The 17,214-nt window shown below is 32.9% G+C and carries 11 protein-coding genes and 1 riboswitch; of the genes, 7 read left to right on the top strand and 4 right to left on the bottom strand.

Annotated features, from left to right (window positions below; translation table 11 throughout):
- Positions 1 to 104: 104 nt before the first annotated feature.
- On the bottom strand, positions 105 to 368 hold the full coding sequence (locus tag ABH966_RS04830; protein ID WP_370076253.1) for a Parvovirus coat protein VP1-like protein: 264 nt from the start codon (positions 366 to 368) through the stop codon (positions 105 to 107).
- A 223-nt stretch (positions 369 to 591) separates the two neighbouring features.
- Between ABH966_RS04830 and ABH966_RS04825 the strand changes: the two genes are divergently transcribed.
- From ABH966_RS04825 to ABH966_RS04815, 3 genes are all read left to right on the top strand, one after another.
- On the top strand, positions 592 to 1,638 hold the full coding sequence (locus ABH966_RS04825) for a DUF418 domain-containing protein (RefSeq protein WP_370076251.1): 1,047 nt from the start codon (positions 592 to 594) through the stop codon (positions 1,636 to 1,638).
- 150 nt (positions 1,639 to 1,788) lie between these two features.
- Positions 1,789 to 2,478 carry a hypothetical protein gene (locus ABH966_RS04820; protein WP_370076249.1) on the top strand — a complete coding sequence of 230 codons (690 nt, stop codon included), beginning with the start codon at positions 1,789 to 1,791 and terminating at the stop codon, positions 2,476 to 2,478.
- A 14-nt stretch (positions 2,479 to 2,492) separates the two neighbouring features.
- A complete protein-coding gene (locus ABH966_RS04815) occupies positions 2,493 to 3,752 on the top strand; it encodes a glutathionylspermidine synthase family protein (protein ID WP_370076248.1) in 1,260 nt (419 codons plus the stop codon).
- Positions 3,753 to 4,603: 851 nt separating this feature from the next.
- Here the strand turns inward: ABH966_RS04815 and ABH966_RS04810 are convergent.
- Positions 4,604 to 5,077, bottom strand: a complete 474-nt coding sequence (locus ABH966_RS04810; RefSeq protein ID WP_370076247.1) for a YbaK/EbsC family protein — start codon at positions 5,075 to 5,077, stop codon at positions 4,604 to 4,606.
- Positions 5,078 to 5,213: 136 nt separating this feature from the next.
- Between ABH966_RS04810 and ABH966_RS04805 the strand changes: the two genes are divergently transcribed.
- The 3 genes from ABH966_RS04805 (at position 5,214) to ABH966_RS04795 (ending at position 7,404) form a co-directional block, all read left to right on the top strand.
- Positions 5,214 to 6,359, top strand: a complete 1,146-nt coding sequence (locus ABH966_RS04805) for a PstS family phosphate ABC transporter substrate-binding protein (RefSeq protein WP_370076271.1) — start codon at positions 5,214 to 5,216, stop codon at positions 6,357 to 6,359.
- 31 nt (positions 6,360 to 6,390) lie between these two features.
- Positions 6,391 to 6,485: riboswitch (guanidine-I (ykkC/yxkD leader) on the top strand.
- A gap of 263 nt (positions 6,486 to 6,748) precedes the next feature.
- Positions 6,749 to 7,090: a DMT family transporter gene (locus ABH966_RS04800; protein ID WP_370076246.1), complete on the top strand. Its 342-nt coding sequence runs from the start codon at positions 6,749 to 6,751 to the stop codon at positions 7,088 to 7,090.
- Positions 7,090 to 7,404: a DMT family transporter gene (locus tag ABH966_RS04795; protein ID WP_370076245.1), complete on the top strand. Its 315-nt coding sequence runs from the start codon at positions 7,090 to 7,092 to the stop codon at positions 7,402 to 7,404. The genes ABH966_RS04800 and ABH966_RS04795 overlap by 1 nt, the downstream gene beginning before the upstream one ends.
- A 79-nt stretch (positions 7,405 to 7,483) precedes the next feature.
- On the opposite strand, the gene ABH966_RS04790 is transcribed toward ABH966_RS04795, so the two are convergent.
- Together ABH966_RS04790 and ABH966_RS04785 are read right to left on the bottom strand one after the other, a co-directional pair.
- Entirely contained in the window at positions 7,484 to 9,829 is a 2,346-nt protein-coding gene (locus tag ABH966_RS04790) for an ABC transporter permease (protein WP_370076244.1), read from the bottom strand.
- Positions 9,829 to 10,536, bottom strand: coding sequence for an ABC transporter ATP-binding protein (locus tag ABH966_RS04785; RefSeq protein WP_370076243.1), 708 nt, complete (start codon positions 10,534 to 10,536; stop codon positions 9,829 to 9,831). Before ABH966_RS04785 ends, ABH966_RS04790 begins: the two co-directional genes overlap by 1 nt.
- Positions 10,537 to 11,396: 860 nt before the next feature.
- Between ABH966_RS04785 and ABH966_RS04780 the strand changes: the two genes are divergently transcribed.
- On the top strand, positions 11,397 to 17,207 hold the full coding sequence (locus ABH966_RS04780; RefSeq protein WP_370076241.1) for a type I polyketide synthase: 5,811 nt from the start codon (positions 11,397 to 11,399) through the stop codon (positions 17,205 to 17,207).
- The last annotated feature ends 7 nt before the right edge of the window (positions 17,208 to 17,214 follow it).

The raw sequence follows: 17,214 nt of genomic DNA, 5'->3' as shown, positions 1-17,214 counted from the left end.
TTTTTATGAAAAAAATTGAAAGCCGGTGAAATTTTACTGATCGTAAAATTTCGCCGGCTTTTTAGTTTAGAGATGGGTTTTGTCCCAGCCTCTTTCTTTATTCTTTAAAAGAACCCATTGCGCATTTCGAAGATGTTGTAAAACAATCTAGCATCTCTAGCCATTTTACTATTAGCGTTCATTTGTGGTCGCAAACAGTTTTGGAACATTTCATCGCAATATCTTGATCTACCATATCGAGCATAACATTCGTCGTGTAATTTGCAGCATGAATCTACAGCGTTGATAGGTCTACCTGGTCCTGAACATCCTGGACCACAGTATTTATATCCAGGGTAGCAAAAACCAAATTTGCGTTGTCTGTACATCGTCTATTCTCCTTTTTTAAAAGAAATAATGGTTACTATAAAATATGAAATTTTTGCTTTTGGAAAGGGATTAAAAACTAATGTAAGAGAAAAAAGGCATTAACTTATGAGAAAAATCTATAAAATGTAAGGTTCCTGTAAGCTTATAAAAAAACTGCTGTAAGGATGGAAAGCTAAAATAGCTATAGTGCAGTAAAGTTTGAAAGATAAGGAGTTTTAAAGAATGAATCCATCCGTACCTCAAAAAGAAAGAATCGTTTCCTTAGACATTATTCGTGGGTTAGCGTTATTTGGCATTTTGTTTATTAATGTAGCGGCCTACCAGATAATAGTAGAGGGAGGTCCGATGCCTGACTATAGTGGAATTAATGGTATTATTAGTACGCTTATTGGTATTTTTATTGAGAAGAAATTCTTTTCGATTTTTTCATTCCTCTTTGGTGTAGGTTTTTATATTTTTGCTTCGCGTGCAGAAGCTCGTGGCGATAAGCCAAGATGGCGTTTTGCAAGACGTTTACTAGCTTTATTGTTAATTGGCATTGTTCATATTTTTGTTTTTTGGGGATCAATCCTTGCTATTTATGCAGTAATAGGTTTCTTACTGATACCTTTTTATCATGCAAAGATTTCAACAATTAGTAAATGGTTATTTGCGATTATTACTGTTCATATCCTGTGTATTCTTGGACAAATATTAATGCCAAATCAAGAAGCCTTTTCAACTGTTTTTGGTTTATTAGGAAATGATGCAATTACTATTTTTATCATGTTTTTAACTGGTTTTTTAGTAGCAAAAGCTGATTGGATTAGTCATGTAAGTGAATACTCAAAACAAATAAAGTGGCTACAATTTGTGACGTTCCCACTTTTTGTTGGCATTTCAATATGGATTTGGTTTGCAGCTCAAGATGGATACGAAAATCTAAATTCCGTTATTAGTTTAGGGGTAATTCCGACAACGTATTTTTACTTAGCTTGTCTATTTGTTTTGTTAGAAAATAAGAAAATTGCGAAGCTGCTTAAGCCAATTGGACGAGTTGGGCAAATGGCATTTACAAACTATTTAGCTCAAAGCTTTATTGGCCTAGCTCTTATGTCGTTAATGGGGCTTGAAGTTGTTTCACCTTCTGATGCGGTGATTATTGCAATCTTAATTTTTATCATTCAAATTATCTTTAGTGTCATCTGGTTCAAATTCTTTAAAATGGGGCCATTTGAAAAGCTATGGCGCTTTATGACATATGGAAGAAAAGCAGTACCGACTAAATAAATATTTTTGCGCGAAACTCCCTGGAGATGAATGATTCCAATCCACCAGGGGGTTTTTAGTGCTATGATAATATGTATGAATTTGTAAAAAATGAAACCTAAAGTAGGGGATATTCGTAAATTAGGTATCGACATAAAGGAGAAATACGAAATGGCAAAACAAATGAAAAAATATATAGCAGTCACAACAGCATCATTTATGGCTATGCAATTAGCCGCGTGTGGGAATACAGAAAGTCAAAATGTCGGGGAGTCCTCTGCCTCTTCAGCTGATACAAATAATGTAACGGAAGAAAACAATACGGCAACAGCTAGTGGTGATTTACAAAGTGTGTATGACAGCGACATGGCAAATGCATGTGATGAATGGGAAGAAAGTGATGATGGTTCGTTCGAGTGTTTAGATGAAAATTCGCCTCATTATGCACATCATTTCTTTAATGGACTTATGTATGCAACTGCCGGAGCAATGCTAGGAAGTGCCATTTATAAAAGCCGCAATCTAAAGGATGGTACAGATAGAGAGGATAGAGGTGGCGGTTCAGCAGTGCCACGTACGAATCATAGTAATGCTAGCGAAAGTAAAAATACAAATGGAATTACTACGAACGGCTCTCAAAATTCGTCTGGTACAACATCTAATAGTTCAAATAACTCAACAACAAATAGCTCTAATTCAAATACAAGCGGTTCCAACTCTTATTCGAGTGGCAAGCGTTCATTCTCAAATAGTTCAGATTCATCTTCGAATAGTTCTTATTCAAATCACTCATCGTCCAGCACTGGAAAATCAGGCTTTGGCTCAGGTGGTGCCTCTAGAGGTGGCTCTTCATCTTCTTAAAAGGAGAAATCAATATGGACAATTATTTTCAACAACGCCAAGCATTTTATTCTAAATTTCCTAATTCCTTTCCAGACTTTGAGGACCTTGAGTACGCCTTATACGATGTACTAGATTTACCCAAAGAGAAAATCGATGAAATTAACTATGCATCTACTATACTTTGGAAAATATTTTTAAAGGTTGGCAAACAATTTAAGCATTTATCGGATGAACAACTTTTAGCACTAGGCATTCGTTCTGAAATGCTGCCATATATCCAATTAGATTATTTACAGCAACAATCGATACTAGCTCGCTTCGATTTTATTTGTACAGAGGACGGAGAAATAAAATGTCTTGAATTAAATGGTGAAACGCCATTTCTTGTCCAAGAAACCTTTGAAATCAATGAAGCGCTTTGTCAGCATTTAGGATTTGATAGTCCGAATGATGTTTCGGCATTACATAAAACCTTGTCTGGTGCACTTTTTGCGGCTATGCATTATTTAAATGATGTGAAAAAACCTAAAATCATCATTACAGGGAAAACGGCTGCGGAAGATTATGAGGAATATTGTCAGGTACAGTTTTTAAAGAAATGTATACCTTTTGATGTGGAATATGTTCCTATACAAGAGCTTATCATTTTTTCTAGTAACACTGCTAATATAGCTCGTGGCCTATATACGCCAGCCATGGAGAAAATTGATATTTTATATCGTCCTGCACACCCAGTAGAGTTTTTAATAGATGATATGTCTTCCGATGGTGAGCGTATAGGTCTACAATTATTGGAACTTGTAAAAGACAGGCAGCTTGCTATTATTAACGCACCTGCTGCATATGTACTGCAATCGAAAATTTTATTATGGCTGATTTGGGAGCGAAAAGATGATCCGCTTCTTTTTAATGCAGAAGAGCGAGCTGCTATTCAGAAATATATGTTGCCAACGTACCTTTCGGCAGAGCCATTTGTTCAGGAAAACTTGCCGTTTGTCAAGAAACCTGTCTATTCGCGGGAAGGGAATACTGTAGAAATTTATGCAGGGGATGGTACGAAAACAAATGCCTCTGCGTATACCCATTATGATGATAATTTGTTTATTTATCAGCAGTACGTGGAAATGCCCTCTATAACGATAAAGCTAAAAGATGGATTACAAACAAAGAAATGGTTAATCGGCTCATTTATCGCTGATAATCGTGCATGTGGCTTATCATGTAGAGTAGGCAATCAAATAACAGAATGGGATTCTCACTGGTTAGCTGTTGGATATAGAGAAGAAAATTAAATAAAAAACGGCGAGACTTTTAACTTCTTTCAGCAAGTGTTTTGGTAGCGAAAACGAAGCGACAGTTACAGAAGTCACCCACCTCTATAGGTGGTGAGTATCCGCTGAAATAGAGGAACTCAGTCTAAGAACGCCACGTCCTGTGGCAATGACTGAATGACCAACTTCGTGCTGTTGCTGTCGCTTCGTTGCACTACGCTTTCGCGCAAAAAACATCTGTTGGCCTAAAGCCTCAGGCGGATGTCACGGAATCGGCTTTGTGCAAGTACAAAACCTCGTACGCAATTATGCCGAGACATAATTGCGCAGATAATTACGCCATGTTACTCGTTTCAGCCTTCGTCAATCCATACTTGATATGGAATATAGGTTTCTAGTTCAGAAAAAGTAAACTCAATGGAGGAGTGTTACTACCACATGCAGGGAGCATTAGTCTCGTAAATCTTTATTTTCGTTTATAGTCTTGTCTAAAGAAAATAAGAGAAAGTATCAGTAAAATTATTGGAAGAAAAAAGAATCCAGAGTCATATTTAATTGAATGCTCCAGTTTTAGTCCAAACAAATAAATGAATAAAGTAAAAGAAACAGATAAAGAGATTGTTCCCGCTATAGTCTTCATTGCCAGCCCTCCAGTATATTTTCTTACACGCGATACTCTGTAATAAAAAGTAAAATATTTATTCTAATTTTTATACCCTCAATTCAAATTTAGTAAGGCTTTTTCTGTTATTAGAATGAAACAACTATATAAGCCTTGAACATTACTAAAGATATGCTTCGCTTTGAAAAACATTGCTTGATAAAATTGAAAATCGGCGAGGCTTTTTTATAAAGTTTCGCCGATTTTTATTTTACTCGTTCCAGCCTTTACAGACGTCAACCCATTCTTGAAAGGGTGTATAAGTTTCTAATTCAGAAATAGTAAGCTCAATAGCAGAGTTGCTACTACCACATGCAGGGAATACCGTTGTGAAGCGTTTAAGTGATTCATCCAAATAAATAGCAACGCCCTCATTCACGCCAAAAGGACAAACACCTCCTACCTCGTGTCCAATCTTTTCAAGTACTTCATCTTTTCCAAGCATTTTTGCCTTTGTACCAAAGGCTGCTTTAAATTTTGCATTGTCGACTTTGGCATCGCCTGCAGCAACAATTAGTATCGCGCCATCGTTCACGAGAAACGATAACGATTTTGCAATGCGCTCAGGCTCGCACCCGAGTGCCTGTGCTGCTAGTTCAACGGTCGCCGAGCTTTCGTTTAGCTCCTGTATTTTGTGTTGCACATTCCATTGTGCTAAATGTTCACGTACTTTTTCAATTGCCATATGTAATACCTCCTTACAATACTACGTTTTATTTTAACATAATTTTCTGAATAAACAGTTGTGTTATCTTCCGGAAATAACCTATTATAAAAATAGTAAGTATAAAATTACTCTTTTGGAGGTGGAGCCGTTGATTATGAAGGTGCTACAGTCTCTTTTTGTACTAATCGGATTATTATTTTTCACAGGAGTAGTTGGGTTGTATTTAATGATTAGTGGCGGGCTACATTTTAGTGGACTACTCTTAACTGTTCCGATATGTTTATTTGTCCTATTCGTTTGTTTAATTTTTGATTGGTTGACAACAACAAAACGGAAAATATGGTTAGCTGGAGTAATGGGCATTGCGTTGTTGATTGCCTCGATTAAGCCTATTCAATATTACTACAAAATGAGTATTCCAACTGTTGATGCAGAAATTGATGTGTCACTCTATCAACCGTTTACAGAGCAAAATAAAGTAGTAAAGTCAGATACAAAGGCTTCATTGCAATTAGTTGAGTCACTACCACGCTTAGATGGGGCGACGGCGATGTATCCACTGTATGCTGCCTTTGTAGAAGCAACCTATCCAAAGGATTACTATCCATATGATAAAAGTAGAGTGATGGTTAGTCGTACACCTGAAGCTTATCAAAATTTGATTTCAGGAGATGTTGACCTGATTTTTGTAGCAGCGCCATCTGAATCACAAAAGAGGCAAGCTGAGATGGAAGGTCTTACATTTGACATGACCCCCATTGGGCGAGAGGCATTTGTCTTTTTCGTCAATCAAAAGAACAGCGTAGAAAATTTATCACTGGAGCAGTTTAAACAAATATACGCTGGAAAAATTACGAATTGGCATGAAGTCGGTGGTGAAAATGCTGCGATTCGTGCCTTTCAACGCCCAGCTGATAGCGGAAGCCAAACAGCACTTGAAAGAATGATGGGAGATACACCAATTATGGAAGCACCTGCTGAAAATGTTGCGACAGGTATGGGTGGTATTATTCATGAGGTATCAGAATATCGTAATTATAAAAATGCCATTGGCTATACGTTTAGATTTTACTCAACAGAAATGGTGAAGAACAAAGAAATTAAATTATTGTCCATTGATGGGATTGCGCCCACAAAGGAAAATATTCGTAATGGCACATACCCACTCGTATCTGAATTTTATGCTGTAACAGCAGGAACAGATAATCCTAATGTAAAGAAGTTTATCGACTGGATTGTATCAGATGAGGGGCAAGCACTTGTTGATAAAGTTGGTTATGTACGAGTAGAAAATGACTGAATAGTTTGCTATACTAGTAGCACAATCAAATATGATAGTTTTCTAGGGTTCCGTAGCAATGCTAGTCTGGTCCGAGAGAAAACCACAAATGATTTTGTGACACGGAAGGATAAAAGCCTGGGAGATACTGTTTACAGCAGTGTTTCTTAGGCTTTTTTATTTGGCTACTATGGGAGGGAAGCTGAAGAAATGATCGGGTAGGTCAGTAATTTGATCGGGTAAGCCGAAGAAGCGATCGGGTATGTTACCAACCTTATCAGGTAAGACCAAAGTGCTCAAGTAGGTCAGTAATTTGATCAGGTATGCCGGAAAACCACGCACTTTGCTTAAAGGGAACTGCCCAATAATAGTATACATCCGTGTTTAACAATAAAATGGAGGAATTCGCAATGAACAAACAATGGTTAAGTGTCATAATTGCTGCTTTTTTTGAAGTCGGTTGGGTTATTGGCTTAAAGCATGCAGGGAATGCACTCGAATGGATTGGTACCGCAATTGCAATTTTTGTTAGCTTTTATTTATTGATTAAGGCTGGAGAATGCTTACCTGCTGGCACTGTTTATGCAGTATTCGTAGGTTTAGGGACAGCGGGTACTGTATGTTCTGGTAGCTTACTATTCGGAGAGCCATGGAAATTAGCTAAGATTTTATGTATTGCCGTTTTACTTGCAGGGGTCGTCGGTTTAAAGCTAGTGACAGGTGAGCCTAAAGAAAAAGAGGTGAACGAATAATGGCATGGATTGCATTAGTAGTCGCGGGACTATGTGAGATGATGGGTGTTTATATGATTAGTAAATATAATGATGCTAAAAGTATAAAAAATTTGGTGTTATTGATTTTCGCATTTACCTTGAGCTTTGCTGGCCTTGCATATGCTATGGAAACATTACCAATGGGGACAGCCTATGCAATTTGGACAGGAATTGGAGCGGCCGGTGGCGCTTTACTTGGAATGTTGTTTTTCAATGAATCCAAGGACTGGCGGCGAATTGTATGCATTATTCTTATTTTAGGTGCAGCTATATGTTTGAAACTATTATATTAAAAAACAATATCTTGTAAGATAAAATAAACCAACCAGTTGCTGATTTATAATGACAACTGGTTGGTTTATGATTTCCTGTTTATTCTATACTCTTAAGTGATTCAATCATATCAATTTTCTTTACAGTTTTTCTTAAAAATATGTTACATAAAATAGTAACAATAAAAGTGATGATTACTGGATACAGTAAAGATCCTATATCTAGTGTGATAGGAAACACCATATTATCAAGAGTGAATTTCTTTATAATGAGCATATATAAAGCAATCCCTATTGGAATTCCAATAATTACCCCAAAAATAGTAATAAAAATATTTTCCATAAAAATAAGCTTATTTATTTTATTTCTTTGGTAACCTAGTACCTTTAATGTTGCCAGTTCCCGTATCCTTTCAGTTATATTAATTACAGAAATGTTATATATTGCTGCAAAGGATAATACAATTGCACAAATAATTAATACCACAATCATATTATATAGATTTTGTAGACCGTCTTCAGTAAGCTTCTTTATTTCATTTTTAGACTTAACTTCTTTTAGATTCCCCATACTATTAAAGGTTTTATAAATTTCGTCCAATTTGGTTGGGTCTTTTCCTTGAATTAGAAGTGTGCTTGGTTCATAATAAACGCCCAAATTAGATAAGAGCTTCGGTGTAGCGAATATTTCTTGATTTAAATACTGTTCAGATATATTAGAGATTTTTACTTCTATAGATTTCCCTTTATACTTTGAATCTATTAATTTTAATTGAAGTGAATCCCCAATAGATAACTTATATCTTTCTGCAAATCTTTTAGCGACTATAACACCTTCATCATCTAGAGGTAATATGTTTCCTTCTTTATTAAAATTATTTATTAAATTATTTTCCTTATTTGTAATTAGTAGATTGCTATCTTTTTTATCTTCAATATTAGTAATAACTACACTAGTTTGAGCCAGTGTATTAAAATTAATATCATTATATGGGATATCGCTACTTAAATTTTTAATAGGTGTTTTATACACAACCCTAAGATCATAATTATATACTTCATTAAATTGCTTATCTATTAATAATTGTCTAGAGCCCTTATATCCAAAGGCAAGTATCAATAAGGTGACACAGCAGACAACCCCTAAAGAACTGTAAATAGCTCTTTTTTTGTTAATAAAAATATTTCTTAAAATAAGTTTATTACTGTAAGAAAGCTTTCTCCAAAAAGTTGTATTTCTTTCTATTAATATTTTTTTAACTTTTTTAGGGGGTTTGACTCTTAATGATTCAGTAGTTGTTTCTTTTAAAATTATTTTACAAGACATGAATGATGCTAAAACACCAAATGCAATGGAAAAAATTATAGCGATTAAAATAAAGATATAATATATACGAATTTCAAAGCCAGGAAGTGAAATTATTGCTCTTACTTGGTCCATAAATATTTTTGGAAAGAATATTGACCCTAACAATGATCCAACAAGCCCACCAATAAATCCAATTATTATTGCATAACCAAGATAATGAGTTACTATTTTTGAATTTTTAATACCCAATGCTTTCATGATTCCAATTTGAGTTCTTTGCGAATCCACAAGCCTGGACATTGTTAAAAAGGTAATGATAGCAGCAACTAGAAAGAATATAATAGGCAATATTTTTGCAAGTTCTTCTTGTTGCTTTATTTCACCAGTAAACTGTTTATAACTTAAATTTAAGTCTCTTTTTAATGTATAAAAATAATGTAAATTAGTTGAACTTTTTTCTATTTCATTTTCAACTAAATTTAAATCTAATCCATCCTCTACATCAATAACGACTTCATTATAAATATTTTCCCCTATAATATTACTCATTGTTTGTTCTGAAACGTATGCTATCCCGTATTCTTTATGGTTCGGGGGGAAATCTGAGGTATCCCTAGATTTTATAGTATATTCGGAACTTTCGCCGAATCCGCTTATTTTTAAAGTGATATCTTTATAAGCTGTGCTTAGGTTTATTTCATCACCAACAGAATAATTATGTTCTTTTGCATAATCTGTATCTAATACAATTGAATGAGAGTCTGTTGGTCTATTTCCTTCAATCATTACTATTTGATTAATACGATTATTTTGAGGGAGTGAATGTAGCTTTAAAGTCGTTTTTACATCATCAAACTTTTGATTTGCATCTAAAACATAACGTCCTTCAATATTTTTAATACCATCAATTTCCCCTAATTTTTGGACATCTATAGGAGTTATATTGTCATAGTAAACCCATAAATCAGCTAGGTTCGTCTTTTCGAAATATTCAGAGGAATATTCACTGAGATTTTTTGAGAAAGTTGAAAACCCTGCAAAGAAAAATGCTCCTACAATAATTACTAACGTAATTGCAATAAATTGCCCCTTATATAATTTCAGGTCTCTTATTAATTTTAAAAATAATTTATTCATTACCATTCAATATCCTTTATAGGTTTTTTATTTTCATTTATAGTAATATTCTCAATAACACCACTTTTCACTTTTATTACTTTGTCAGCCATAGGGGCAATAGCTGAATTATGTGTTATTAAGACGACACATTTATGTGTTTCTCTATTTATGTCTTCAAGAAGTTGCAATACTGATTTTCCTGTTTTATAATCTAAAGCTCCAGTTGGTTCATCACAAAGTAAAAGTAATGGATTTTTAGCAATCGCTCTAGCTATTGCAACCCTTTGCTGTTCCCCACCGGAAAGTTGAGAAGGGAAATTATTCATTCTGTCAATTAGACCAACTTGTTTTAGAGTTTCTTCAGGATCTAAATGATTTTTAGAAACTTCAACTGCAAACTCAACATTTTCTAAAGCAGTAAGATTAGGTATTAGATTATAAAATTGAAACACAAAGCCAATTTTTTTTGCTCTGTAGTCCGTTAGTTTTTTTTCATTAAACTCTGTAATATCCTTTTTTTCCACGATTACCTCTCCTAAAGTAGGAGTATCCATGCCACCTAAAATGTTCAAGATTGTACTTTTACCAGCACCACTTGCACCTAGAATGACAACAAACTCTCCCTCCTCAATAATGAAATTTACTCCATTTAACGCTTTTATTGGAACTTCACCTATGAAATATTCCTTGGTAATATTTCTGAATTCAATTAAATTATTAGTCACTAATTTTTTCCTCCTTAAGTAAAATGGAATAAACTACCTATCAATTTTGAGCCCATTGAAAGTGTTTTATCCCTCCCGTACCATGTAAATTAGGTACGTTAGCTTTTATTACATTATTTGTAAAAGCCTTACTTCTTTAGTCAGTTCATATCAAACTGAAGATAAATTTTCTTAAAAGAGTGGTTTTGTAGAAGGACCTTAGTTAATTCTTCTGAATAATGTCTAATAAATAGAATAGATACAATTGGTAACTCAATAAAATTTGTGTGGTTGCATGAAGGATATGAAAAGAGAAGGTTAAAATTGATAAATATAAAAATTCTAATATTTCACAACAATAGGAATATATCATAATATTTTTTTATAATCAACCTATTTTGTAAAAAAATAGAAATTTTCAAAAAACAACAGGATTTTGTTTAATTTGATAAAATTAACATTTTTGTTTGATTAACCAAAAAAGCTGTGATAACATTTTAAAAAATGGCAATAATAGTTATATTTATAGAATTACTGTAATTATTATCTGGGGCAAAAAGATGGTGGTGAGTGATATTTAAAATTTAATGTTTTTAAAAGTTATGCTAAGTGCTTAGAATTTTTTCTTCTTACAAAGTCGTAAAATAAAATTTTCATCTAAAAGGCAAAGGTAAGTTTAGATGACCTATTTTCTATATCGATCTTTAAGGAGGAAAATATATTCTTAGCCTTTTTTATTCTTAATAATAATCAGAATTATTTGAATGTAGAGGAAATATTTGAAATTTCTGTTAAAAACAAAAATAAGGTATATCAAATTTATTTAAACAGTAAGTGAATTAGTCTTAGATAAAATATCTTAACTGAAGGGAATGTATTTAATGGAAAAAAATTTAAAATATTCAAAACAAAATATTTTAACGTATTTAGTAGATTTGATTGAGGATATATTAGATTTAAATATTTCTCACTCTGATGAGCCTTTTACTGATTTAGGTCTTGCCTCTATAGATATCCCATTATTTATTGAAAAAGTTTCGAAAAGATTTGGTATTAACATTCAAGTTTCCTCGTTATTTGAATATCCGAATATAAATGAATATACGGATTATTTATTTAATGAGTTAAATAAAGAAGAAACAACGGTTAATAATTTTTTAGACAGTGATTTAAATGCTACTGACAAAGATTCTATAGCTATTGTTGGAGTTAGTTGCCGTTTCCCAGCAGGAGGAAATAGTCCGGAGGAATTTTGGGATATATTAATGAATGGAAAAGATGGTATATCCAATATGCCAGAAGAGAGATGGGATATAGAAAAATTCTATAGTCCGGATAAAGGCGAACCTGGAAAATTATATACAAAAAAAGGTGGTTTCCTAAATATTCCAATAGAACAATTTGACGCGAAATTTTTTAATATATCTCCAAAAGAAGCTTATGCTTTAGATCCTCAACAAAGAATGCTATTAGAGCTAACTTGGGAAGCTTTTGAAAATTCAGGGATAAATATAGGTAATTATTTTGGTAGTAATACTGGTGTATATGTAGGTATTGCGGGAGAAGAATACTCATTTGCACATTATAAATCAGGAGATTTACGTAAAATAGATGCATATTCTCTAACTGGAACAACTTTTAGTACAGCTTGTGGAAGAATATCCTATACTTTTGGCTTTGAGGGGCCTTCAATGGTCCTTGATACAGCATGTTCCTCTTCTTTAACAGCTTTACATGTTGCATGTAAAGCGTTGGAAGCTGGTGAAGTAGACACTGCAGTAGTAGCAGCAGCTAATTTGATGATTTCTCCAGCTGTTCATGTATGTTTTTCTAAATTAGAAGCTATTTCTGTAGATGGACGTAGTAAAAGCTTTGATGCATCTGCTAATGGATATGGCAGAGGAGAAGGTGCTGGCGTTATTATTTTAAAACGATTAAAAGATGCTGAAAAAAATGATGATAATATATTAGGTGTAGTTCGCGGTACCGCAGTAAACCAAGATGGTAAAAGTAATGGATTAACGGCACCAAATGGTTTAGCTCAGGAAAAAGTTATTAAAAAGGCATTAAATGATGCCAGATTAAATGAATCGGATATTGATTACATTGAAATGCATGGAACTGGTACAAAACTGGGAGATCCAATAGAGGTAAAAGCAGTTGTTGAAACATACGGTAAAAATAGAACGAAAGAAAACCCATTGAAAATCGGTTCAGTTAAATCAAATATTGGGCATTTAGAAGCAGCTGCGGGTATGGCTAGTATCATAAAAGTACTTTTATCATTTAAAAACGATGTAATTCCTGGAAACTTGTATTTTGAAAACCCAAATCCATTTATTCAATGGGATAAATCCCCGGTAAAAGTGGTGGAAAGTAACTCTGATTGGAAAAGTGAGGGGAAAATAAGAAGAGTGGGAATAAACGGTTTCGGTTTTGGGGGATCGAATGCTCATATTATTATTGAAGAGCCTCCAAAGAAAAAAACAGTAATAAAAAACAGTAGTGACCCAATCTATATTTTAAAGCTATCAGCAAAGAGTGAGAGATCATTACAGGATAATATTCGTAATTATTTGAATTATATGAAGAGTGATAGTGTAAATATAAAAGATGTTGTTTATACAAATAATATATCTAGATTTGATTTTGATTATAGATTCACGGTTTCTGGAAGAACAAAGGAAGAAATAATGAATAGGATGGAAGCTTATTTAATTAACGGAAATAAAATAGGTATTTCTACCAATATAAATGAACCAATAAAATTCAAAAAAGAAACAGAGGTTGTATTTTTATTTACAGGTCAAGGTTCCCAATATGTAGGGATGGGAAAAGAATTATATGATAATAACCCAACATTTAGAGAAGTATTTGACGAATGTGATAAATTATTTAAACCATTTCTTTTAAAATCTTTAGTAGATCTTATTTATAGTGGAAAATGTACAAATGAAGAAGTGGAAAAGACTTTGTATGCACAACCACTAATATTCACAATTGAGTATTCTGTTTGTAAAATGTGGGAGAAAATGGGTGTTAAACCTAGTGTTGTTATAGGGCATAGTATAGGAGAGTATGCTGCAGCTGTTGTAGCAGGAATAATGAATTTAAATGATGCAGTAAAGTTAGTTGCAATAAGAGGAAGACTAATGGATTCAGCACCTGGAGAAGGAGCTATGTTATCTATCTATGCAAATGAAAATACAGTGAATAAATTAATAGAAAAATATGATGATGCATTATCTCTAGCAATTTATAATGCTGAAAATAATATTGTTGTATCAGGTGAGAAAAATGCTATTGAAGAGCTTGCAAAAGAAGCTGAAAGACAAAAAATAAAGGTAGCTAGATTATATGTTTCCCATGCATTCCATTCAAACTTGATGATACCTATCTTAGAGGATTTCAAAGAGATTGCTTCACAGGTGAAATTTAATCAATCAAGTGTGAACTATATTTCTTCTACCTTTGCAAGAGCAATAGGGGAAGAAGAGATTTTAGATGCTAATTATTGGACAAACCATATTAAAGAAAAGGTTGATTTTTATCATTCTATTACTTCAATAAAGGATGCAGAGGATAAAGTATTTTTAGAGGTTGGAGCAAATAAAACTTTATGTGCCTTGTCAAAATTATCTTTAAGGGGAGAAATAAAATTATTAAACTCTTTAGATATGAAGAAAAGTGACTGGGAACAAATCAGTTATAGTTTAGGGGAACTGTATTGTAGTGGTGTAAAGGTACTTTGGGATAAGTTCGAAACAAATATTAATAAAACATATAACCGAGTTCAATTACCTACGTATTCATTTGAACGAAAACCATATTGGATGGAACCGGTGTGTTCTCATGAAAAAAAATTACCAGATCAAATAAGGAATGATTATCATCCAATTATTGGGCAGAGATTTAGTACACCACAATTAAAAAATAGTTTAGTTTATCAGAACTCCTTTACAATGAATTCTCCATACTTTATGAAAGAGCATATTATTTTTGACACGGCAATATCTCCTGCTGCTGCGCATATGTCAATGCTTGTATCAATTATTGAAGATTATTATAAATCATCTGTATGTATTATTGAAAATGTTGAATTCCATTCACCTTTAATAGCAAGTAAGGGTGATGAAAGAACAGTGCAAATATTAATAGAAGATATCCATGAAGAAAGAAAGAAGTTTCAAATAATAAGTAAAGACAGTAAAGCGGAACATGGAGATTGGTCTACACATTGTCAAGGAAGTTTAACTGTAATAAAGGACGAGACCTCTGAGAAAAAGATAAATATAGATGATCTAAAAAATATGTTTCCGGAAGACTTATCAGGTTTCAATATCTATGATGTAATGAGCAAATTTGGCTTTAATTTAGGCGAAGGTTTTAAAAGAATAAAGAGAGTATGGAGGGGAGAAAGTGAAGGGGTCTGCTTAATTGATCCGAAGATAGAAATTCCAAATAAAGAATCATATACATTATATCCAGGCTTAATAGATTCTATATTCCAATCTGTGTTCGCTGTATCTGAACTAAGTAGGAAAATGAATTCTGAAAAGACAACAGATGTGCTTAAAACAACAATTCCCATCTCATTAGGGAAAATTAAGTATTACTATAAAGATGCAGAAAGTTATTGGTGCCATGTAAAGGTTAATAATGATCAAAAAGAAGGGGTTATTGGAGATATTGCTGTTTATAATGAAAAAGGTGAGATCGTATTTGAGATAGAAAACATTATGGCAAAACTCACAGATCGAAAAAGCCTACTAAAGGAACTAAACTATAGTGGCGATCAAATGCTTTATAACGTTGAATGGGTGGAAAAATCATTTGGAAATATTGAATTTAAAAATAATGAAAAATTCATTATTTTTTCAAATAATAACGAAATCTGCAATAAAATATATGACAAGTTGAGTTTACTTGGAATGGATTCTATTAAAGTCCTGTCTGGTAAAAATTTAATGGAACTGGATGATAATACCTATTGCATTTCCGATAACGAAAAAGAAGATTTTTACACACTATTTAAAGACATAGTATATAAATTTGATAATGAAAAGTTTAACATTTTATTTATTTCTGAATCTAATGAAGAAAGCATCAATCAAATAACTTTAGAGACATTGAAAGAAAAAACAGCTTGCAGTCAATTATTGCATCTTGTACAAGCCATAACTGACTTGAATTTAGTTGAAAAAATGAACTTAAAAGTAATAACTAATAACGTGCATGATTTAGACAATAGTCCAATTTCTATTTATCAATCAACTTTATGGGGCTTTTCACAAGTTATTAGACTAGAATTTAATCCATTATGGGGAGGAATCATTGACGTTGATAGTAGCATGATCAATAAGGAAATTGATGATGTAATTATAAAAGAAATAATAACAAACGATGAGAAACAAGTTTGTTTAAGAAACAATAATAAGAGATATGTTTCGAGATTGGTCAAAAATACCTATTCTAAGAAAAAACATAAAAATCTTGATATAGCAATAAAGTCTGAAGCAACGTATCTCATAACTGGGGGAACGGGTAGTATCGGAATGCTCTATTCAGAGTATTTAATAGAAAAAGGGGCACGTAATTTAGTTTTGTTAAGCAGAAATAAGCCCAAGGGGGATATTCTTGACAAGGTAAAGAGTTGGGAAGAAAGAGGTATAAAAGTACTTATATGTCAGGTTGATGTGAGTAAAGAATCAGATATTTCTGCTTTAATATCTGATATTACCATGAATTTCCCGGAGATAAAAGGCGTAGTTCATGCAGCTGGTATTTTAGATGATAGGCTTATAAGAGATCAAACATGGGAAAGTTTTGAGCAAATGTTTATGAGTAAGGTTTTTGGAACATACAATTTACATCATTCATTAAGGAATTGTGAGTTGGACTTTTTCGTTATGATGTCATCCATTGCTTCTGTAATAGGAAATATAGGTCAAGCAAATTATGCAACCGCGAATTATTTTATGAACATCTTTGCTCAATATAGAAGAAAATTAAACTTACCTGCAATATCGATTTGTTGGGGACCATGGTCTGAGATAGGTATGGCATCTAGAAATGAAGAGAATATGAAAAGAATAGAGAAACAAGGAATTTATAGCATTAGTACAGAATTAGGGATGAAAATGATTGATAAATTACTTAATGAAAATCATTCATCTATTCTGGTCGCTGACATGAACTGGGATTTATATAATGAAAACACTAAATTAGAAGAAATGACTACATTTTTATCAAAACTAATAAATTTAGATGATGTTACTAATAGAAAAAAAGACAAGACAAATAGTGAGGCTAATATCTTATCAGTTTTAAGGTCGTTGAAGTTTTCAGAAAGATATGATTATTTACAAGAAAAATTGAAAAATATTGCAGCGACTTTAATGGGGTTTGATGATGCATCCCTTTTAGTATTAGATCAGTCACTAACAGAACAGGGAGCGGACTCATTAATGATTTTCTCTATGAGAAATGAAATAAATAAATTAACAAGCAAAGAACTCGATATTTCTGTATTTTTCAATTATCCATCTTTAAAAGAGTTAAATGATTATCTGCTTATGGAAGTTTTATCTTTCGAAGAAGAGACTAGTGAAAATGACATAAATAATGACGGCTTAAATACTTCTGAAACTATAGATGACCTTTTAGCAGAAATAGAGTCTTTAGTAGACTAAAAAAGGG

It is taken from the genome of Lysinibacillus sp. RC46, from assembly GCF_041262385.1.
Lineage (GTDB): Bacteria > Bacillota > Bacilli > Bacillales_A > Planococcaceae > Lysinibacillus.
This window is presented reverse-complemented; position numbering and strand designations above follow the sequence as displayed.

Bases quoted from the DNA above. Each gene is read 5' to 3' on its own strand.
- ABH966_RS04830 (WP_370076253.1), bottom strand. From the start codon at position 368: ATGTACAGACAACGCAAATTTGGTTTTTGCTACCCTGGATATAAATAC.
- ABH966_RS04825 (WP_370076251.1), top strand. From the start codon at position 592: ATGAATCCATCCGTACCTCAAAAAGAAAGAATCGTTTCCTTAGACATT.
- ABH966_RS04820 (WP_370076249.1), top strand. From the start codon at position 1,789: ATGGCAAAACAAATGAAAAAATATATAGCAGTCACAACAGCATCATTT.
- ABH966_RS04815 (WP_370076248.1), top strand. From the start codon at position 2,493: ATGGACAATTATTTTCAACAACGCCAAGCATTTTATTCTAAATTTCCT.
- ABH966_RS04810 (WP_370076247.1), bottom strand. From the start codon at position 5,077: ATGGCAATTGAAAAAGTACGTGAACATTTAGCACAATGGAATGTGCAA.
- ABH966_RS04805 (WP_370076271.1), top strand. From the start codon at position 5,214: ATGAAGGTGCTACAGTCTCTTTTTGTACTAATCGGATTATTATTTTTC.
- ABH966_RS04800 (WP_370076246.1), top strand. From the start codon at position 6,749: ATGAACAAACAATGGTTAAGTGTCATAATTGCTGCTTTTTTTGAAGTC.
- ABH966_RS04795 (WP_370076245.1), top strand. From the start codon at position 7,090: ATGGCATGGATTGCATTAGTAGTCGCGGGACTATGTGAGATGATGGGT.
- ABH966_RS04790 (WP_370076244.1), bottom strand. From the start codon at position 9,829: ATGAATAAATTATTTTTAAAATTAATAAGAGACCTGAAATTATATAAG.
- ABH966_RS04780 (WP_370076241.1), top strand. From the start codon at position 11,397: ATGGAAAAAAATTTAAAATATTCAAAACAAAATATTTTAACGTATTTA.